The organism is Cytobacillus solani (assembly GCF_001420595.1).
GTDB lineage: Bacteria > Bacillota > Bacilli > Bacillales > Cytobacillaceae > Cytobacillus > Cytobacillus solani.
On record NZ_LJIX01000006.1, the window covers coordinates 2,982,793 to 3,002,969 of the forward strand.

Genomic DNA, 20,177 nt, shown 5'->3' on the forward strand with positions numbered 1-20,177 from the left:
TTACATTGTATATTCTACAATCAATCTAATCAATACGTATTTTATATGAAATCAATCTAATTTTTAGATTAATTAACTTTTTCAATAAAAAAAGCTGTGTTGGATGAATTGTTCTTACACAATCATCCATCACAGCTTTTTTATTCCATATCAAATACTTTATTTAATCTAGTTAGTTCAAACAGTTCCTTTATTTTCCCGCGGACACCTTTTATTGTCAATGCCCCTCCCTTTTGTGTACATCTTTTATGAAGAGCAATGAGCACACCTAAGCCTGAACTATCTATATAGTTTAATCCGCCTATCTCTATATCCATCGTATGAATACCTTTATCTAGCTGCCGAAGAAGTCGTTCACGTAATTCTGCCGCCTCTTCAACATATAAATCCCCTTCCAAAACAACCTTTATCCTAGTTGGTGTAGTTGATGAAATCTCCATATTCTTCATCATGGCCGGTTAATCTCCTTATATTTTAAAAATTTGTACGGATGTTTTTAGTTCCATGGCCATCGCACTTACTTCCTCTGCACTCCCCGATAATGTCTCAATTGCCGCTGTCGATTCTTCGGTCGCAATGGAGACTTCTTCTGTTTTCGCAGTAGTATTTTCCATTACGGTTGATAGCTCATCAATAAGTGAAACAATTTTTTCAGAGCTTGCCACTTCTTCATCTGTTACATCTGTAATCCCATCTACTTCCTTTGATGTGACAGAAACAGCTGAAAGTATGCGATCTAGTGCATGACCGGCACTAGCTACAATTTTCACCCCATGCTCAACCTCCATTCTATTCTGCTGCATTGCTTGTACCGCTTCACCCGTGCTGCCAGAGATTTTCCTTACAAGCTCTCCTACTTGATGTGCTCCATCATTGGATTGTTCTGCCAATTTACGTACTTCTTCTGCAACAACTGCAAACCCACGTCCCTGGTCCCCTGCTCTTGCAGCTTCAATGGAAGCATTTAACGCTAGAAGATTCGTTTGATCAGCTATGCTTGTTATCATTTGCGTTATATGTCCGATTTCGATGGAATACTGATCTAATCGCTGAATAAGTCCTTCTGTTTCTATTGTTCTTCTTTTAATGGTTTCCATTTTATGAATGGATTCATTTACAATTTCCTTGCCTTCGCTTGCAGTCTCATAGGTAGATTTTGAATTGAGTAAAGCTGATGAAGCTTTTCCCTTAGCAATTTGGATGAGAGAGGATAGCTCTAACAAAACCTTCGTTACATCCATGACTGATCGGTTTCCTTTTTCAGTGTTCTCAGCTACTTGATTCATTGAAACTGACACCTCTGTAGCTGAAGCAGCTACTTGTTCGCTTGATGCTGCCATTTCGTCTGAAAATGCTGATAATTCATTCGAAGACTGATAAACAGAAGAAACTACTCTTCTCAAAGAAGTATTCATCTCATTAAACGAGCGTGCAAGATCACCAATTTCATCCTTATTTTTCACTTGAATCGCTTCACCCGTCAAATCTCCATTAGCTATCTTGAAGGCTCTTTCAGATATTTTTTTTACTGGCTGGGCAATCATTTTCCCTTCAAATAATCCAATTCCAATTGCTAATACAACAGCAAATAAAACAATAATTAATAATGTTATTCTTGATTGAACATATTCTTTCTCACTTTGCCTAATTAAATCTTCAGCAACTTGTTTCTTGATTACGATCAGCTCTTTTAAGTTCTCACTAGCAAGAGTAAAAGGTTCCCTACCTAGCTTTAATCCTTCATTTGCTTCCTCATACTTCCCATTTCTAATAAGGGAAATATTTTTTGTGACACGATCTGTAAACAACGTCCAATTCGTTTGAAACTCATCAAACTTTTTCTTTTCAATTGACTTCATGCTGCCTTTTTCGTATTCACTAATTAGTTCACTTATATAGGCAATATTTTCCTCAGCAATCGTTGTTAGAGCAGGATCCTTTGTATTTCCGGCTGTTACCATTTGAACTCTAGTATTCTCTGAATACTTGGCTATTTCAGCAATTTGACTTAACGGAACAACACTGTCCTCATGCATTAATATTCCATTATCATTTACTGAAGAGAGTGTCGATACTGCTGTAACGCCAAGTCCGGCCATCATAACAACAATAATAAAATACGAAAATAGGAGTTTCTTGGTTAACTTCGACATCTATCTGAGCACCTCAACGCTTTTTTGTTTTGGACTTTTTTATTACATTCTGTCTTATGTATTTCATTAGAAGCAATTCATTACCTTTTCGATTATAAATCATTTTATCAGTAGCCATTCTTATGATGCTAAGCCCTCTCCCACATTCACTCGTTAAATTTTTCTCAAATAATAACTCTGGGCAACTTGCCATCTCTTCTAGTGCTTTTCTAACATTAAAACCCGCACCTGAATCTTTAATTCGAATAACGAGACGATTGCCAGCGGTAACTCTCATACTCAATGTAATTGGTTTCCGCGAATGGGTAGAACATAGGGCATTATTTACCGCTTCATTAATTGCCACTTCCATTAGAAAAGAATCTTTATCACCAAAAATGTGCTGCACATCTGCTTTAATTAAAGAACGAAGCTGACGAAATTCTTCATGTGTACGAAATCTAAGCTGAAGTGTATTCATTCATCCCCCTCCAACTTGTTTTACCAAGACTCCGATGGCGGATGCATCATCTTTTAAATCGGAAATGCTAATCCTTCTTAACTTGTTCATATATCCTTTTAAGTCATTTGCATATAATGGATTATTCATTTCAAAAATATCCATAAAACCATCAGTCATGAAAAACAGTAATTCTCCCATTTTAATCTCCTCTGTTATCTCATCAAAAACAGGATCACTCAATATTCCCAAATATGGGCCAGGCTGTTTGATAACCTTTAATTTACCATTTGATTGACATTTAATAAATTTATTTATTCCTGCACAGGCATATGTCAATAGACCATCTTCTAAATTAATTCTGAAACAAAGAGCCGCAGCAAAAGTATCTTCTAAAAAATAGCTCATTGACTCTTGGTTAATGGTCTTCAGTACCTCTACTAGCGTACGATTGTGATCAAAGTTTTGACGGAACAAGACTCGTAATACTGAATTTTGGAAAGAAGCAGTTACCCCATGACCCATTATATCGATGATATAACCAGATAAAATCCTTTTTTCAGGGTCCCAGTAATAATCAAAGAAATCGCCTCCAAGATAATTTAACGGCCTGAAAACAGTTTCGATTTCTAGCATTTTTATATTCATTGGTGAAGGGAGCAAGGTTCTTTGCAGCATACCGGTTCTTACGATATCCTTACGCAATTTTTCTTCCTCTGAGATGTCGGACACAACCCCCACGTATTGGTTAATAGTATCTTGCTTATCTCTAACAGCAATGATGCTTAGCTTTTGAAGAAACAAACGACCACTTTTATGCCGATTCCATATCTCTCCTTCCCATCTCCCTTCCGAAGTAATCCTCTTCCATAATTCACGGTAAAAGGCTTGATCATGAAGGTTAGATTTAATAATATTAAGATTTTTCCCTATTAATTCTTGTACAGAATAGCCTGTAATCGTGCAATATGCTTGATTGACATTTAGGATATTTGCATTTATATCTGTAATAACTAGGCCTTCTTTCATTCCTTGGAATACTGAATAAACGACATTTGAGGAAGTAAGCAGTTTATGTAAATCATCATTATTCCCTCTATGATCCATGTTTTTTTCTATTGCTATTTCCTACACCTTCTTTGTCGATTTTTCCCATTAAATTATTTTATTACTTTTTACCTATTTTTCATATCTTTACAAACAGAGTTCACAATCATTTCAATAAATTATGTATAACAAGTGAAAAAAAGACACTAACGACTGTTAGTGCCTTAAACAAAATAATTATTAAAGTTTTCCAATTATTTTTCTTGGACTACTTCTCCTCTTGCTTTTTCACGTTCTTCATACCATAGCTTTAAGTGAGTGAAGATCGAAAATAGAAGAAAAAAGTTCATCGCCCATACAGATACAAACGGTCCAATGCCACCAAAATCGATTGTTTGGTAGCTTTTTAATAACAAGACTATATAGGCTTCAATGAAAACGAGGATAAATCCCCCAATCCCAGCAGCTGTTATCCGTATCAAACTTTTCCCTCCCTTCATCTAATTATAATTATTATAATCTATTTCCAGCATATACTAAATGATTTAGCTCACTAAATTGTCATTTTTTTTTAATTTTCTCTATTGATTTTTATTTCTCATCATTAAATTAAAATGTTCATAATATGTTCATAACAATTTTACGTATGTGTGAATTTTATCACAAAGATTAATTCGAGATTCATATTTATGGTATTTTTTAGATGTAATCTTTAAATATGTTTTGGAAGGAGCAATCTTTATGTTTATCAAATGGATTAGAGAAAGTCAAATTGCTGCAGGGATATTAACGATTATTCGTTTATATGTTGGCTATTCATGGATAACTGCTGGTTACGGTAAATTGACAGGGGGGTTTGATGCTTCAGGTTTCTTACAAGGGGCAGTTGCTAACGCCACTGGAGATCATCCTGCGGTGCAAGCATGGTGGGCGAGCTTCTTAGAAGGGATTGCAATACCAAATGCTGGTTTATTCAGTTTCCTTGTTTCGTGGGGTGAGCTATTAGTTGGACTTGGACTTATTCTAGGATGTTTAACTACTGCTGCCGCATTCTTTGGAATATTTATGAACTTCTCATTCCTTTTCTCAGGAACTGTCAGCACAAATGCCCAAATGGTTTTGTTAACATTTTTCATCTTAATTGCTGGGTTCAACGCTGGAAAAATCGGTCTCGATCGTTACGTTATCCCATTTATTCGTAAACAATCGAAAGGAAGATTCTCTTCCGGTGAATCTATCGCTTCTTAATAAGAAAAAGGCTGTCGAGACATCTCGACAGCCTTTTTACTTTTATTACATTTGTGCTTATTCGAAATAAGCCCATTTATACTGAACATCACCAAGACCAGAAACAGCCACATCTTTCAAATTGTCAGCTTGTACCCAGTTATTTGTGTAGAAATAGATAGGTGCAACTGGCATATCTTCCATAAATATTTTTTCAGCATCTTTTAATAACTGCTGACGTGCATCATGGTCGCCTTCAGTTGCAGATTTAGCTAATAAATCTTGGAACTCTTTGCTTTCCCACCCTGTATCATTGTTACCACCTGCAGCATCACGATACATTTCGAGGAAGTTGATAGCATCGTTAAAGTCACCTAACCAGCCCATACGAGCAACTTGGTAATCTAACGCATGTACTTTATCTAAATATACAGCCCATTCTTGGTTATCAAGAGTTACTTCAATACCAAGGTTTTTCTTCCACATATCTTGAATTGCTTGAGCAATCTTTTGGTGTGCCTCAGATGTGTTGTATGAAAGCACAATAGCCGGAAGCTCAGAAGGATCTTTGAAGCCAAGCTCTTCTAAACCTTTTTGTAAAAATTCTTTTGCAGCATCAACATCATTATCAGGGAAATGTCCTTTTTCATTTTCAGGGAACATAGATGGCGGTACAATCCCCATTGCCGGCAATTGTGCACCTTGAGTAATATTATCAATTAATTCCTGACGGTTAATTGCATGTGCAAGAGCTTTACGAATATTTACGTTAGCAGTTGGTCCTTCAGTTGTATTGAACTTATAGTTATAAACACCCGCAATTGGTTGAGTAATTAAACGTCCATCATCTTTAAGTGCCTGCATTGCATCAGTTGGAAGGGCACCTGTTGGAGCACCTGCCCAATCAAGCTCACCGTTATCGAACATGGATAATTCCGTGTTTGGATCATTAATCATAATCATTTCAATTGTTTCTAATTTTACTGTGTCTGCATCCCAATATGTGTCATTCTTTTCAAGAAGGATTTTATCACTATGAGACCATTCAGTCATAACGAAAGGTCCGTTAGACGTATAGTTTTCACCTGCATCATTTGCCCACTCAGGGTTAGCTTCAGCAATTTTGCTGTTAACTGGCAGATAAGTATAGAATGCTGTTAACTCTAAAAAGTAAGGAGTTGGATTTGCTAGAGTAACTTCAAGTGTTTTGTCATCCTTTGCAACAACACCTACATCATCAAGTGATCCGCCATTTAAGTTTGCATCTTCCCCACCTTTAAGATAATAAAGCTGGTATGCATACTCGGATTGGTTTTTCGGATCTAATGCCCATTTCCAAGCATATTCAAAGTCTTTTGCAATAACAGGATCGCCATTTGACCATGTAGCATCACGTAAAGTGAAAGTATAAACCGTTTGATCTTCAGAAACATCAATTTTTTCTGCAGCAGCCTCTTCAGGCGCACCATCTTTATTAATTCTAGTCAAACCTTCGAATGTTTGACGAAGTACTGTTCCAGAAGTAGCATCTTTTGCTAATCCAGGATGCAGTGAAGGTGGTTCAGTATTAATGTTTACACGTAAATTTTGTGGTACATCAGGTTTTGCCTCAGCATTTTCATTGCCTTCAGCCTTTTCGCCCCCCGAAGCTGGTTCATTGCTTTTGCCGCCGCTACATGCAGCGAGAAACATACTAAGAATAAGAAGCATACTAAAAAAGAACGATAATCTCTTATTCACAATTTTCCCCCCTATAATTTATCTCAAACGGATGTTACACTTTGCTATCACTTAATACGCGACCATATGCCTTATGTATTTTAATTATTCACTAGTAGTTTAGTCCCGAAGATTACTAGCTTTAAGCACGAATGTAAATAAATAGTCGCAAAGGATTAAGTTTTGTAACAATTTTGTAAAACTCCGTCTGTTAAGATTATTATAAATAGTCGGAAAACTTTATGCAAGTAGTTTTCAATTTTTTGAAACATCTGTCAGTCTCATCTTCTGTTTTTCTGAATAAAAACTGACAGAAATATTATTCATGACCTTTGGATTATATGCACTTGTGAAGCTTATTCTTGCTTTTCTCCTGCTGTATTCCTATTATTTTTGTGATAGAATTTCTTAATTAAATAAAAAAGTAATATGAAGAAGAATGCTAGAATTCCTAATACATATTCGTTTATTTTCCCTGAAAATAATCCCGCTGGAATAAGGGATAAAATGATAAAATAGATAAAATTACCGATAGAAGTAGCTGTAATGAATTCCTTCAATCGAATGGGGCTTAATCCTGCAGTAATATTAATAATGCTCGTCGGAATAAAGGGAATGACTCTTGCTTGAAGAACATATAAAAACCCATGCTTTTCTCCTAAATTTACTAGTTCTGGTTTTAATTTTTTCAATATCCAATCCTGAAAACCGAACCGAATGCCAAGAAAAACGAAAATGCTTGAAATTATGCTCGTTATCCAGCTCCATAAAAAGCCATAATACAAACCATACAAAGCAATATTTAAAGAAATAACTAGGATAAGCGGAATAATGGTAAATGAATTTTGAATGATCATGATAATAAAGGTGATGCCCAGTGTATAATATAAATTTTCACCGAGAAAGGTTGTTATTGTTTCAATTTCGCCAGATTTTAACACGTGGTATAAGTTTGAATGAAACAAGAAATAAATGGCGACGATAAGCACTGTCAATAGAATGATTATTTTATACAAAGATTTTATAACGCCACCCCCAAATAATTCTAAAATGTCTTACTATCATCATATCAAATTTGGATGAAACCGATGTGAAAAAAAGATAAAAAAGCACTTGGTCATCCAAGTACTTTTCTACCTTATTTTTCTTTAGTAAAGGTTAATAAAAAAAAGAATAAAAAGCTTAGTAATAATACAGAGCCGCCAGTGATATTTAGGATTGTATTCATCATAGGAGGGAGGAACGCAGGTTTAAATATAAATATAGTCATTCCCCCAGTTAACCCTATTGAACCTACAATAGCTGAGTATACATGAAGCTTTGCTAGCAGTCCTATTTTGGGTGTAAATATTTTATAATAAACGGCCCACGCAAATATTGTTAACCAGCCAACAACTAAAATATGCGCATGAATTGGTCTAAAGGCATAACTGCCTGAGCCTGCCATATGTGAACCTAAGAATGCACCAATTAATGCAAACAAAGCTGATAATCTTAGCAATAACAAACTGTAATTATTGTTCATCAAACGATTCTCCCTTAATATAAATTATCACTATCTCCATAATGTTAATTTATATAATGAATATGAACAGATGATGAATGTAACATTACAATTCTTTTTGTTTTCCCTTAACTTTTTGGTAAATAAATAGTAAACGCAGTCCCTCTTTCTTTTTTACTCTCTACTTTTATTTCACCGTGGTGCATCTCAATGATTGAATAAACAATGGCTAAGCCCAGTCCAGTTCCTTCAACAGCACGCGTTCTAGAAGAATCAACCCTATAAAACCGATCATAAATGCGCTTTACCTCTCCTTCATCCATTCCAATACCAGTATCCCTAAATGTAATCACAAAGCACGAATCGCTTTCCGTGAGAGAAATGTCAATCTCTCCATTGTCGACATTATATTTTATTGCATTCGTTAATAAATTTTCCCAGACTGAGTAAAGCAAAGATGGGTCGCCAGAGACATAGGTTTCCGGCAAAGTATAACTCATCATTACTTCTTTCTCACTTAAATTCCATTGGAACTGCCTAATGACGGTTTTGATTTGCTCACTTACATCAAAACGCTTTACATCCATTAAATCCTTTTTACTATCGATGGAGGATAATAATAAAAGCTGCTTTGTCAAATTGGATAAACGAGTTACTTCAGATTCGACTACTTCGAGATAATGCTTCTCCTCATTATCTAATTTCCTTGATTTCAATAGCTTTATATATCCCTTTATATTTGATAAAGGAGATTGAATATCATGTGAAATATTTGAAATAAATTCTTTACGCATTTCATTTACATTTTCAAGCTTGCTTGCCATCTTTTTAAAGCTTGCTGCAAGGGCACCAATTTCATCTTTCTGATGAATAGAAAGCTGAATCCCAAAATCCCCTTCTGCTATTAATTTTGTAGCTTTGTTCAGTTTACTGATTGGATTCACTAGAAATTTTGTACTAATTAATACGAAAATCATGCTAATTAGTATCATACCAGCTACAAGCCAGCCAAACATAAAATGCATTTCGTTAAATAATAGTTTAATATCAGGACGGAGAAAGAGCCCATAGGTTTTATTTTCATATTCTATCGGGACTCCTACTGTATTTTTTAATTCATTTGCAAAAAAACCAGTCACAAAAGTTTTATGTGGGAAATGAATGATCCCATGATAGGTTTTGCCATTTAACACTTTGTTTACAGCATTTTTCGATAGTTCACGTTCTCTGAATTCTGCACCATAAAACTCGTTCATTCCTTGACCATCGGTTAGGTACAACTGATAGCCAATTGATCCAAGATGTTCTAGGTATTCATTCAAATTTATCTGTTCATGTGAATGAAGAAAGCCTGAAATTTCAGCTGCTATTTTTACCATTTTGAGGTCATTTTGCTTTTTTAAATGGTTTTGATAATACATATTAGTAAACAAAAATGAAAGAATTCCACTAAAAAACATAATTAAAATCGTTGTGACAGCAAATTTTGAGTAAAGTGACTTCATTTATGAACCTCAAGAGAATAGCCAATGCCTCTTATCGTTTTTATTGAAAAATCATCGAATGCTTTCGAAAAACGCTCTCTTAAACGTTTAATATGTACATCGACTGTCCTTTCGTCCCCCACATAATCCATTCCCCACACTTGTTCAATCAATTGGCCCCTGCTAAACACTTGATTTGGACGTGATGCTAAATAATACAAAAGTTCAAACTCCTTTAATGGCAGAATGAATGTTTTGCCGTTCCAATCAATCTCATAGCTTTTTTTATTAATAAGGATGGAACCGATTTTTATATTTGATTCACCTGCTTTTCCGTATCTTCTTAGTAAAGCATTCACTCTAAATAAGAGTTCTTTTGGTTCAAACGGTTTAACTAAATAATCGTCTGTACCAGATGAATATCCTTTTTCCTTATCTTCAATTTGACTTTTTGCAGTCAGTAAAACAATAGGAATATCATAAATTCTTCTTATTTCTTCTGTTAAAGTGTAACCATCCATATAAGGCATCATAATATCGACAACGGCTATAACACATGCATGCTGCTGGAGTAATTCTAAAGCCTCTTCCCCATTGCTAGCCTCAATAACCTTAAATCCTTCTCTCATTAAAAGCTCCTTCACTAAATAACGCACATGCTGATCATCATCAGTTACTAGCACCGATTGCATTTTCTCACCCTCTTCTAATCATCTCTTCTATTTTAAAGAAAATATTCACTTTACTCCATTAGGAATTCACTCTTCAATGCAACTACGCTTCATTATTAGCTGCTATGGTAGAAATTATTGTCGTACAAGCCTTCCACTATGAATAAAATAGGTAAGAACGAAACAGCAATATAAGGAGAGGTACTTATGAGTATTTTTATTGGCTATATCTTTCTTGGACTATCCCTCGCCGCACCTATCGGACCAGTGAATGCAGCACAATTGGATAAGGGGATTAAAAGCGGATTTTTCCACGCTTGGCTAGTTGGCCTAGGCGCTATGATTGCAGACATTATTTATATGTTGGCCGTTTTTCTTGGTATCGTTCACTTTCTAGAAATCCCATTTATGAAGGCATTCCTGTGGTCATTTGGCTTTTTTGTTCTCGTTTACACAGGGATAGAAAGTTTAATCAGTGCAGGCAAAATCGTTTCTAGTACTAGGAATAACGAGGAATCAGCCATAAAGTCTTTTTTCTCAGGATTTTTCATGTCGATATCAAACCCGCTAACTATCCTTTTCTGGCTCGGCATCTATGGTTCAGTTCTGGCAGAAACAGCTACTAAGTATAACCAAACACAAGTAGCCATCTACAGTCTCGCTATCATTATCGGATTATTGCTGTGGGATATCACGATGGCAGGTGTTTCCAGCAGTTTCAGGAGATTTTTATCCATGAAGGTTCTTACAGCGATTTCCATGTTATCTGGACTGTCTTTGATTGGATTTGGCTTTTACTTTGGATATCAAGCTCTAATTCTAATATTTCCTATCTAGATAAAGAACTCCATTTTCGAAAAAGTGGAGTTCTTCACTTTTTAGCTTGCTTTCTTTTTTTTTATAAAATGCATAATAGTAAGGACAATTAGAACGAGACCGACAATTAATATACTGACGAAAAAACCTGGTCTGCTTGACTTGTGTAATAATGTCCCACTAACCGCTGTTAAAATAAGGGCCATCCCGGCAAACCTTTTAAAGTGATCGAACCCGGTTGCCTTAATTAGTCTTGGAAATGAAACAAGAATAAAGAACCAATTATATAGAAGCATTAATCCTGCGGCAGTCGTAATATATTCATAAATACTATCTGGCATAACGAGCGAAAGAACAATCGATGTAATAAGCCCGCAGATTGTTAAACTTAATGCAAGAGGCGGTACCTTCAACTTTCCTTTTTTCGAAAAGATTTTCGGTGCATCCCCGTCCTCTGATAATGTGACAAGCATGCTTGTCACAGCAAATAAAGATGCTGCCATCGTTGAAAATCCAGCAATAATTATCCCGCCATTAAAGACATGAGGAAAAAAGTCTAAATTATATTTATCTAGAGCAATGACAAATGGACTTTCTTTCGTATTAAATTTATTCACTGCTACTAGCCCAGTTGCCAACGCAAGGGAGATTAAATAGATAGTCATTAAGATCATTAACATAATCGTTCCAGATTTTCGTGCATCTTCTTTATTTTTTAATCTCGGTGCCATTATGCCCATAATTTCTATTCCGCCAAATGCGTAAAACCCATAGATGAGTGAAGACCATAAACCTTTTACACCTTTTGGCATAAATTCATTCATTTCATTTGGAATCGTAAAATCCCTACTGCTTCCACCGAACAAACCAAATAAAACAGAAATTGCTAAAATAATAAACATCAAAATGGCAGCAATCTTGATAACTGCAAACACATTTTGTGCACGTTCAAATCCCTTTGTTCCAATAATGACTACGATTATACCTAGAACGGCATACCCTGAAGCAAAAATCCACAGAGGAACATTTGAAAACCAGAACCGCGAAAGAATTGAAAGAGCTGTTAACTGGCTTCCAGTAATAAGCATTTCTGAAAACCAATATACCCACCCGCTGCTAAAACCCGCCCAAGGACCATAAGCCTTTTTTGCATAAGAGCGAAATGATCCCTCTTGTGGATCCTGTGCAGACATCTTCCCAAGGGCATCAGCGACAATATAAGTACCTAAACCAGCGAGAATAAAGGAGATCAAAATCGAAGGACCTGTCATTTTAATTCCAATACCTGATCCGAGAAAATAACCTGTCCCGATAATGCAGCCAACCCCTATTAATGAAAGCTGCCACCATGATAATTTTTTGTCGTTTTTCTTATCTCCTTGTCCGCCAGAACGCACTGGTATCTCCATCATTTTCCCTCCATTCAATCCAAATTATTATTGAACGAAGGACATAAGTTTATGTGCCATATTTGCTAAATGGCGAAGAAATGTTTTTTACGTATAAAACGTGGGATCTAACAAAAAATATAATGATAATTGATGAGGAGTGATATCAGTGGATATAAGACGAGTCAAACAAATCCTATCTTCGTCTGCAGAAATAGAAGTAACATATAATGGTGCTTCCGTCTGGATTGACCAGTTAAATGAAGATGGAAAAACAGCTACCGTACATTTACGGGGACCACTTGAGGAACGATCTGAAGTTGATATTACAGAATTAAAAGAAGGATAAAAAGTAAATGCCACCCCTTTTATTAAATGTGGGTGGCATTGTAATTTCTATTTCTTAACTTTTTGTATATCAGCTATTCGCATAAATGCTATTATTATTGACAACCTGCAATTCTTTCGTTGTTTCTCTCATCTCACTCTTGCAGATTGGACATGCTGGTGTCTGGCTGCTTTTAAAATTGTCTCTTATCCAGCAATTGCACTTCTCTGAAGTACATTCCCACACCTTTACTTCTTCCAATTTTACTTCTTCAGTGTTTTTTCTCCCAAAACCCATTGCCATATTAGGCACCTCCTATTAGAAATGCGCAAGCGCCTTTTCACCCGCGACAAGCAGGAGACAAGCCTCCCGGAATGGTGTTCTTTACCATTTTGGGTTGATTAGCTTTTGATCTCAAGGCCGACAATGCCGCGACGTCCATCTATAAGCTTCACATTTAGTCGTGCGATGTATCGCTGACAATGCTTTCCTTGTCTTGCCGCTTTATCGACACTAGTACGTCCTGTACGTCAGGGTAGGCGCTGTAGCTGGACAAAACCTTGACTTTTATTCGCAAAAAAAATAAAAACACTTGTTAAATAAAGGGACATAAAAATATCAACTCTAAATAACAAGTGAATTATGGGCAACTTATTTTCAATGTTCAGTTCATTTATTAGTATAACATAAATTCCCTACATCGTCAAAATCTTATTTCAGATACTTTATTATATTGTGCAAATAGGACAAATATTCCTCCATGCCACAATAATATATCAAAAAGTGAAAACCTTTTTCAAATTATATGTAATACTATCCTATCCTTATGGGAAAGGTGTATAATGTTTTAGTTAAGTTCTGTTTACGCTTTAAAAGGAAGGGTGAAACCTATGAAGATCACAGGCTACTCCGTTGAACAATTAAATGATCCAACTGGCATTTTGATAGGAGAGCGTTTTGAATTCTTTTTAGATATCGAAGTAGATGAAGAAGATGAATTGTTTTCAGAAAATGGTATACAGCTTCGAGTGCTTTTTTATAAGAATGACGAAGATTGTCGAATATTGAACTATCATTTTCTTGCTTCCGAAAAAATATTAGAATTTGCACTTGATGAGGAAGAAGAACAAATCGTTACAAAATTTTGCTATGAACATCTGTCAGATGCAGAAGAATAAAAAGAGCAGGATTTCCTGCTCTTTTTTCATCTTGAAAATTCCTCATTTAAACTTCGATATTCTTTCCATCTTCTGCAATGTGGTACATAAGGTGTGCTAGATGATGAATCGGACTATACGCTTCCTCAGCATCTTCCTCTTCATCCTCATACTCCTCATTAAACTCAAGATCATTTAAATGCAAAGCCGCAAATTGGTAGAAATCTTTCAGTTCAAATGCATAGCAAGCACTTGGGTCTTCATTTTCTTCTTCATATTGAAGAACCATATAAGATTCGTTCCCATTCGCATCAACTGCATCAAAGTAAATAAAAAATCCGATATTCGTATCTAACTCAAATAAATGTCTTGTCCCGCCTTCGGTTAGCCTTTCAAAATCCTCTTCACTTAACTTTTGCACCTTCATTGCATCCACTTGATCTTCTTTATGAAATTGAACTGTAAATTCTTTCATGGTCTTTCCCCCTTTTCTTTACTAATCTAACACAAATATTGAAGCATTCATATTATTACCTACATCTCATAGATGAATCCAAATAAAAAAGAACCCTAAGCGGGCTCTTTTTTGTTTATGGTTTAAGGTTTATGCTTTCGTTACATTAACAGCTTGAGGGCCACGTTGGCCTTCTTCTATGTCAAAATGAACCTCTTGGCCTTCATCAAGTGTTTTAAAGCCTTCACTTTGTATCGCGGAAAAGTGTACAAATACATCTTCTCCACCTTCAACTTCAATGAATCCAAAGCCTTTTTCCGAATTAAACCATTTTACTTTACCTGTTGCCATTTTCAAATCCTCCTAAATATTAACGCTAACAGAACACGATAGTTATCCTGCATCAATTAGTATAGCTATTTATTTCGGATCTTATCCATTTAAATAGATGAAAATGAATAGAAAACAGAAGTTTTATTTGCTTCTTGTTCTATTTCTGCTTCTATCTCTTCTGTCTCTGCCGCCGCCACCGCCAGCAGTTCTTCCACGATCTCTGCCACGGTCATTATAACGTTTTCTATCTCCGCCACGATCGCCTCTAGGCTTTCTTACGCGAATTGGTTCAACAGCCGTTAATTTAACCGGAGTGACATCAGGATCTTTCGTTAACAATTTTAACGCAGCTGCTAGTAATGAAACAGAATCTGTATCATCAAGCAATGACTCAGCAATCCTCTTATAATCCGCATGATCATTATTTTCAATTACTGTCATTAAGCGATTAATCGTTGCCTGCTGATTTCCAATTAGCACATCCTTAATAGATGGAACTGGCATTTTCGCCATCTTGCTTTTTGTTACATTTTCGATAATTTTCAAATGATCAATTTCTCTTGGTGATACAAATGTAACTGCAAGCCCTTTCTTTCCAGCACGTCCAGTTCTTCCAATCCGGTGGACATAACTTTCAGGATCCTGAGGAATATCAAAATTGTATACATGAGAAACCCCGCTAATGTCTAGACCCCTTGCTGCTACATCCGTTGCGACCATAATATCAATTGTTTGCTCTTTAAAACGGCGGATCACTTGATCACGCTTTGATTGCGGAATATCACCATGAATTCCTTCTGCCGAGTATCCGCGCTTGATTAAGCCTTCAACCACTTCATCTACACGTCTTTTTGTCCGGCCAAATACAATCGCAAGCTCAGGTGATTGAATATCTAAGAGGCTGCAAAGCACATCAAATTTTTGTTTTTCATGTACTTCCATATAATGCTGTTCAATATTTGTTACAGTCATTTCTTTTGCTTTGATTTTTACTAATTCAGGTTCTTGCATGAATTTTTCTGCAAGTGATTGAATTCTTTTTGGCATGGTTGCAGAGAAAAGCATTGTTTGGCGTTCCCCTTTAATCTCACCAAGAATTCTTTCAATATCCTCAATAAAGCCCATATTGAGCATTTCATCCGCTTCATCTAAAACAACCATTTTTAAGTCGGCAAGACGAATTGTTTTTCTTTCAATATGGTCAATTAATCTTCCAGGTGTTGCAGCAATAATTTGCGGTCTATTTTTCAATCCGCGAATTTGACGGTTAATATCCTGCCCACCATAAATTGGCAAGGTTTTAATTCCCTTTACTTGGCCAATACGATTTAATTCTTCCGCAACCTGGACTGCAAGTTCACGCGTTGGCGCAAGTACCAGTCCTTGAACGCCTTCTTCTTTGCTAACTTGCTCTAACAACGGAACACCAAATGCAGTTGTTTTCCCTGTTCCTGTTTGTGCCTGTCCAATCATATCTTTCCCTTGCAGGCCAATTGGAATCGCCTGTGCCTGAATCGGAGTTGGCTCCTCAAATCCCATATTCGATAATGCTTTTTCTAATTCATTACTAAGACCAAAATCTGAAAAAGTTGTCAAAGTAGTTGTTCCTCCTTATTTCTTATCTATTTCAAGGTTTTTTCTAAAATCAATAGTTACGTTAATAGGTTTTCCAGTTTGCATCTTTTTTACATGTGCTTTATTTATTTTTCCATTTAAACAACATTCATTAGAGCCTTTTTTCCAAATCGCTCCCGAGGAAAAAGTGAAATTACAATTCCGAAAAAGCAAACAGTGATTGGATTCTCTTTTGAGGAATAAATGAAGAATACAAAGTGGAGAACTCGAACAAATGTGTAAGCATCATATTTTTTAAACGTAAAAAAGTGATGCATGACTGACATGCATCACCTCATTTTTCAATGATTATGCTTTTTCTACGTTAGCAGCTTGTGGTCCACGGTTACCTTCAACGATTTCGAAAGTTACAGCTTGACCTTCTTCTAAAGTTTTGAAGCCTTCAGATTGGATAGCTGAGAAATGTACGAATACATCTTGACCTTCTGAAGATTCGATGAATCCGAAACCTTTTTCTGCGTTAAACCATTTTACTTTACCTGTGTTCATGAGATTACCTCCAAAAATGTGTTCACTATAAGTCTTTATTATATAAACTTAAACATAATAAAGTCGTAGTACAATGAAATGGGGGAATAAAAATCGCCTACATTTCATTGCAGCTACGACCACTTATCCATAAAATATATAACGAACTTTAGCGTTACCCTAATCATAAGGGCATACCCCTCATTTGTCAAACCTTTTTTATTTCATGACATCGAGTCATTCCATTCGATATATTCGAGATTTCATTTTCTAGTCTAGCGTAAGCGTCAAAGTAATGTTCGCAAAGACGTTTCGCAAATTCTTAAACCTAAAACAATGAAAGCCCTTCCTCTCTTCCATCCTTACGGCTCCTAGGCCGTGCCAGCGGGAATCAGGTATTACAAAAATTATAAGGGAAATGTTCACTCTCTCGTGATTTTCAAGTTATGTGTAAAAACTGAAGTGTAAAAAGCGAGGTCCTCTCTGTTTGTCAGAGGATGATTTAAGAAGAAATTCAACATAATCTGTTGTCCACAAAATTATTCTTAATTCCAAACCTATTGCGCAACTTTAATCAAAAAGAGCATAATTTAACTTATCGATAAAAAATAAAAAGTCGTATTCTCTACAAAATGAGACGTCTCCAACTGTGACATTTTGTCTGAACTCACGACTTACCTCTACATCCCAAATACATCGATAATTAATATAACAAAAATAGCAATTGATGTCAACCTTTAATAAATAAATATTACATTTTCCAATTATTTGCCTGAATTGATGCACCCTTCCCTATCTAATCCTTGTGTTAATATAAGAATGAGGGGGAAAGTTATGTTAATAAATATTCGCAAATTCCTTATTTTTTTCCTAGTATTCATTATATTAGGAGGATGTGCAACAAATCCCACATTCATTAATGACAAGGGACTAGAAGAACATTCACAAGCAACAAAAACGATTTCAGAAGAAGTTGGACAAAACAAACTGGAAAATGAATTGACCGTCCATTATATAAATGTAGGACAAGCGGATTCAACCTTCCTTCAATTTACCGATGGTGGCAAAAACCACGCCATCCTCATTGATGCTGGGGATTTTAATGCGAATGATGTCATACAATACTTACACTCGCAAAATATTACAGATATTGATATCGCGATCGGGACACACCCTGATGCCGACCATATTGGTCAATTAGATAAGGTAATTACTCAATTTACCGTTGGTGAAGTATGGCTTTCTGGTAATCCAAGTAGTTCTCAGACCTTCCAAAGGGTTTTAGAAGCAATTGATGAAACTGGAGCTGAGTATGAAGAGCCTAGAATGGGTGATCATTATGAAGTTGGGCCATTGAAAATAGATGTGCTATATCCAAAAGAGCTAACTGGAAAAACAAATGAGGAATCCATATCATTAAAACTAACCTATGGAGATGTCCGCTTTGTCTTCACAGGAGATGCTGCAGCAGAAAACGAATTAGAAATGATTGCTAGTGGAATAAATGTAGAAGCTGATATTTTACAGCTTGGGCATCATGGATCTTCTACCTCAACTAGCAAGGAATTTTTACAGGCTGTGAAACCGCAAGCAGCAATATATAGTGCAGGAGTTGATAACTCCTATGGGCATCCGCATCAAGAAGTCGTTAGCTTAATTCAGAAATCTGGCATCGATTTATACGGGACAAATGTGCATGGGACGATTATTGTTACAACTGATGGCAGTTCATATTCAATAAAAGCGGAGCATGAAGGTAAAATTATCCCATCTGCTCAAAAAAAAACAGAGACTATGAAAAGTCCTGATGAACAGCCTCCTGTAATAAAACAAAAACAACCAAATAATAGCTGTATTGATATAAACCATGCATCACAAGAACAAGTAGAAAAAATTATTCATATTGGACCTGAGCGAGCCGATGACTTAATCAAACTAAGACCTTACGAATCTGTTGAAGATTTATCAAGAATAAAAGGAATTGGTCCTGCAAGAATAAAAGAGATTCAATCAGAGGGCATAGCCTGTGTGGGAGGATGAAGATGAAAGGTTATTTCGATCGAATAGAAGATCAACAACTTGCCGTTATTCTTGTCGAAGAAATAAACGAACAATTTGTTATTAAACAAGCGAAGTTACCATTTGGAAGCAAACCAGGTATGTGGTTTGATTTAACGATTAAAGATAGAGACCTAATTTCTATTCAGCACAGCAATCAAACCTCCTTTTCTGAAAAACAGAATACGAATGACTTAATGGAAAAGATTCGTCTAAAAAGTAAAGGGAGTAAATATAAACAATAAGTAGAGTTATAATACCTGCCTCTCCTTCATTTTGGTGCAGGTTTATAATTATTGGAGAAAATAATTAAAGAGGTCTATAAAAATGGAGGATGAATGTTGGAAAAACATATTCAGGAAGTATTAAAACAAATAGAGATTGATCACAAAATAAAAATACTCTATGCCTGTGAATCTGGCAGTCGTGCATGGGGCTTCCCTTCTAAGGACAGTGATTATGATGTTCGGTTTATTTATATTCATCAAAAAAATTGGTATCTTTCCATTGACCGTGGTCGAGATGTGATTGAAATACCCAAAAATGACCCGATTTCCATTCCAATTGATGAACTCTTAGATGTAAGTGGCTGGGAGTTAACGAAAGCCTTGAGACTGTTTAGAAAGTCAAATCCGCCACTTTTGGAATGGTTACATTCAAACATCGACTATTATGAGGCATTCTCAACAAAGGAAAAATTAAAAACCTTAGCAGAGAAGGTGTTTTCACCAGCATCCTGTACATATCATTACCTCAATATGGCAAAAGGCAATTATCGAGAGTATCTACAAGGTGAACATGTAAAAATAAAAAAATATTTTTATGTGCTTAGGCCAATCTTAGCAGCAAAATGGATCGAAAAGAAAAATACTCTTCCACCTATTGAGTTTCAGAGCTTAGTTGAGGATCTATTGCCTTCGGGCGCGCTTAGGAACGAAATCGATATTTTATTGAAAAGAAAAATGTCTGGTGATGAGTTGGATTTGGAACCGAGAATTGATCTAATTAATCTTTTTTTAGACAAAGAAATCAACCATTTAGAGGATTATGCTAGGAGTTTGAACGTACACATTACAGATCCAACTCAATATTTGAATGAGATTTTCAGAGAAACTTTAGAGGAAGTATGGGGTTAAGCAGATTTAGAAAATCTAAGATGTAGAGGGCTGTTTCTGTTCACTATATGTACCACTTGGTTACAGCCATTGCACTTTTTCAACGTTTACAGTCATTATTTCTTCAACAAAAACCAGACCTAATCGAAAACGATTGGGTCTGGTTCACTCTTCTTAAATA

The 20,177-nt window shown here is 35.8% G+C and carries 23 protein-coding genes; 7 read left to right on the top strand and 16 right to left on the bottom strand.

The window, feature by feature from the left end; all coding sequences use genetic code 11:
- Window positions 1–140: 140 nt before the first annotated feature.
- From AN957_RS16740 to AN957_RS16760, 5 genes are all read right to left on the bottom strand, one after another.
- Window positions 141–452: an STAS domain-containing protein gene (locus AN957_RS16740; RefSeq protein ID WP_197282531.1), complete on the bottom strand. Its 312-nt coding sequence runs from the start codon at window positions 450–452 to the stop codon at window positions 141–143.
- Window positions 453–467: 15 nt separating this feature from the next.
- Window positions 468–2,153 (bottom strand): methyl-accepting chemotaxis protein, encoded by a 1,686-nt coding sequence (locus AN957_RS16745; RefSeq protein WP_056685266.1) that lies wholly within the window; start codon window positions 2,151–2,153, stop codon window positions 468–470.
- A gap of 13 nt (window positions 2,154–2,166) precedes the next feature.
- Window positions 2,167–2,613, bottom strand: coding sequence for an ATP-binding protein (locus AN957_RS16750; RefSeq protein ID WP_056685269.1), 447 nt, complete (start codon window positions 2,611–2,613; stop codon window positions 2,167–2,169).
- Window positions 2,614–3,699 (bottom strand): SpoIIE family protein phosphatase, encoded by a 1,086-nt coding sequence (locus AN957_RS16755; protein WP_056685272.1) that lies wholly within the window; start codon window positions 3,697–3,699, stop codon window positions 2,614–2,616.
- Window positions 3,700–3,893: 194 nt separating this feature from the next.
- Window positions 3,894–4,121 (bottom strand): hypothetical protein, encoded by a 228-nt coding sequence (locus AN957_RS16760; protein WP_053476584.1) that lies wholly within the window; start codon window positions 4,119–4,121, stop codon window positions 3,894–3,896.
- 259 nt (window positions 4,122–4,380) lie between these two features.
- Between AN957_RS16760 and AN957_RS16765 the strand changes: the two genes are divergently transcribed.
- Window positions 4,381–4,887: a DoxX family membrane protein gene (locus tag AN957_RS16765; protein ID WP_056685275.1), complete on the top strand. Its 507-nt coding sequence runs from the start codon at window positions 4,381–4,383 to the stop codon at window positions 4,885–4,887.
- 57 nt (window positions 4,888–4,944) lie between these two features.
- Here the strand turns inward: AN957_RS16765 and AN957_RS16770 are convergent, their stop codons facing one another.
- The 5 genes from AN957_RS16770 to AN957_RS16790 all read right to left on the bottom strand — a co-directional run bounded on the left by AN957_RS16770 (window position 4,945) and on the right by AN957_RS16790 (window position 10,265).
- Entirely contained in the window at window positions 4,945–6,606 is a 1,662-nt protein-coding gene (locus AN957_RS16770) for a peptide ABC transporter substrate-binding protein (RefSeq protein WP_056685278.1), read from the bottom strand.
- Between the two features lie 335 nt (window positions 6,607–6,941).
- The gene (locus tag AN957_RS16775) at window positions 6,942–7,601 is read right to left on the bottom strand and encodes a TVP38/TMEM64 family protein (RefSeq protein WP_053476587.1); all 660 of its coding nucleotides are present in this window, start codon (window positions 7,599–7,601) and stop codon (window positions 6,942–6,944) included.
- A 122-nt stretch (window positions 7,602–7,723) separates the two neighbouring features.
- A complete protein-coding gene (locus tag AN957_RS16780) occupies window positions 7,724–8,110 on the bottom strand; it encodes a hypothetical protein (protein WP_056685281.1) in 387 nt (128 codons plus the stop codon).
- A 107-nt stretch (window positions 8,111–8,217) separates the two neighbouring features.
- Window positions 8,218–9,594 (bottom strand): sensor histidine kinase, encoded by a 1,377-nt coding sequence (locus AN957_RS16785; protein WP_056685284.1) that lies wholly within the window; start codon window positions 9,592–9,594, stop codon window positions 8,218–8,220.
- Window positions 9,591–10,265, bottom strand: coding sequence for a response regulator transcription factor (locus AN957_RS16790; protein WP_053476590.1), 675 nt, complete (start codon window positions 10,263–10,265; stop codon window positions 9,591–9,593). The genes AN957_RS16785 and AN957_RS16790 overlap by 4 nt, the downstream gene beginning before the upstream one ends.
- Window positions 10,266–10,451: 186 nt before the next feature.
- Between AN957_RS16790 and AN957_RS16795 the strand changes: the two genes are divergently transcribed.
- Window positions 10,452–11,081, top strand: coding sequence for a LysE family transporter (locus AN957_RS16795; protein WP_053476591.1), 630 nt, complete (start codon window positions 10,452–10,454; stop codon window positions 11,079–11,081).
- Window positions 11,082–11,122: 41 nt separating this feature from the next.
- Here the strand turns inward: AN957_RS16795 and AN957_RS16800 are convergent, their stop codons facing one another.
- Window positions 11,123–12,469 (bottom strand): amino acid permease, encoded by a 1,347-nt coding sequence (locus AN957_RS16800; protein WP_053476592.1) that lies wholly within the window; start codon window positions 12,467–12,469, stop codon window positions 11,123–11,125.
- A gap of 148 nt (window positions 12,470–12,617) precedes the next feature.
- Between AN957_RS16800 and AN957_RS16805 the strand changes: the two genes are divergently transcribed.
- Window positions 12,618–12,797 carry an H-type small acid-soluble spore protein gene (locus AN957_RS16805; protein ID WP_053476593.1) on the top strand — a complete coding sequence of 60 codons (180 nt, stop codon included), beginning with the start codon at window positions 12,618–12,620 and terminating at the stop codon, window positions 12,795–12,797.
- A 69-nt stretch (window positions 12,798–12,866) separates the two neighbouring features.
- Here AN957_RS16805 and AN957_RS16810 read toward each other — a convergent pair whose 3' ends face one another.
- The gene (locus AN957_RS16810) at window positions 12,867–13,079 is read right to left on the bottom strand and encodes a cold-shock protein (protein WP_053476594.1); all 213 of its coding nucleotides are present in this window, start codon (window positions 13,077–13,079) and stop codon (window positions 12,867–12,869) included.
- Window positions 13,080–13,666: 587 nt separating this feature from the next.
- Between AN957_RS16810 and AN957_RS16815 the strand changes: the two genes are divergently transcribed.
- Window positions 13,667–13,954 (top strand): DUF6509 family protein, encoded by a 288-nt coding sequence (locus AN957_RS16815; protein WP_053476595.1) that lies wholly within the window; start codon window positions 13,667–13,669, stop codon window positions 13,952–13,954.
- A gap of 46 nt (window positions 13,955–14,000) precedes the next feature.
- On the opposite strand, the gene AN957_RS16820 is transcribed toward AN957_RS16815, so the two are convergent.
- From AN957_RS16820 to AN957_RS16840, 4 genes are all read right to left on the bottom strand, one after another.
- Entirely contained in the window at window positions 14,001–14,408 is a 408-nt protein-coding gene (locus tag AN957_RS16820) for a hypothetical protein (RefSeq protein ID WP_053476596.1), read from the bottom strand.
- 129 nt (window positions 14,409–14,537) lie between these two features.
- On the bottom strand, window positions 14,538–14,738 hold the full coding sequence (locus AN957_RS16825; RefSeq protein WP_053476597.1) for a cold-shock protein: 201 nt from the start codon (window positions 14,736–14,738) through the stop codon (window positions 14,538–14,540).
- A 123-nt stretch (window positions 14,739–14,861) separates the two neighbouring features.
- Entirely contained in the window at window positions 14,862–16,316 is a 1,455-nt protein-coding gene (gene cshA / locus AN957_RS16830) for a degradosome RNA helicase CshA (RefSeq protein ID WP_053476598.1), read from the bottom strand.
- 327 nt (window positions 16,317–16,643) lie between these two features.
- The gene (locus AN957_RS16840) at window positions 16,644–16,844 is read right to left on the bottom strand and encodes a cold-shock protein (RefSeq protein WP_053476600.1); all 201 of its coding nucleotides are present in this window, start codon (window positions 16,842–16,844) and stop codon (window positions 16,644–16,646) included.
- A gap of 813 nt (window positions 16,845–17,657) precedes the next feature.
- Here AN957_RS16840 and AN957_RS16845 point away from each other — a divergent pair.
- The 3 genes from AN957_RS16845 to AN957_RS16855 all read left to right on the top strand — a co-directional run bounded on the left by AN957_RS16845 (window position 17,658) and on the right by AN957_RS16855 (window position 20,017).
- Entirely contained in the window at window positions 17,658–18,863 is a 1,206-nt protein-coding gene (locus tag AN957_RS16845; RefSeq protein ID WP_056685287.1) for an MBL fold metallo-hydrolase, read from the top strand.
- 2 nt (window positions 18,864–18,865) lie between these two features.
- Complete coding sequence (locus AN957_RS16850) at window positions 18,866–19,126, top strand: DUF3006 family protein (protein ID WP_053476602.1); 261 nt, start codon at window positions 18,866–18,868, stop codon at window positions 19,124–19,126.
- Between the two features lie 96 nt (window positions 19,127–19,222).
- Window positions 19,223–20,017, top strand: coding sequence for a nucleotidyltransferase domain-containing protein (locus AN957_RS16855; RefSeq protein WP_053476603.1), 795 nt, complete (start codon window positions 19,223–19,225; stop codon window positions 20,015–20,017).
- The last annotated feature ends 160 nt before the right edge of the window (window positions 20,018–20,177 follow it).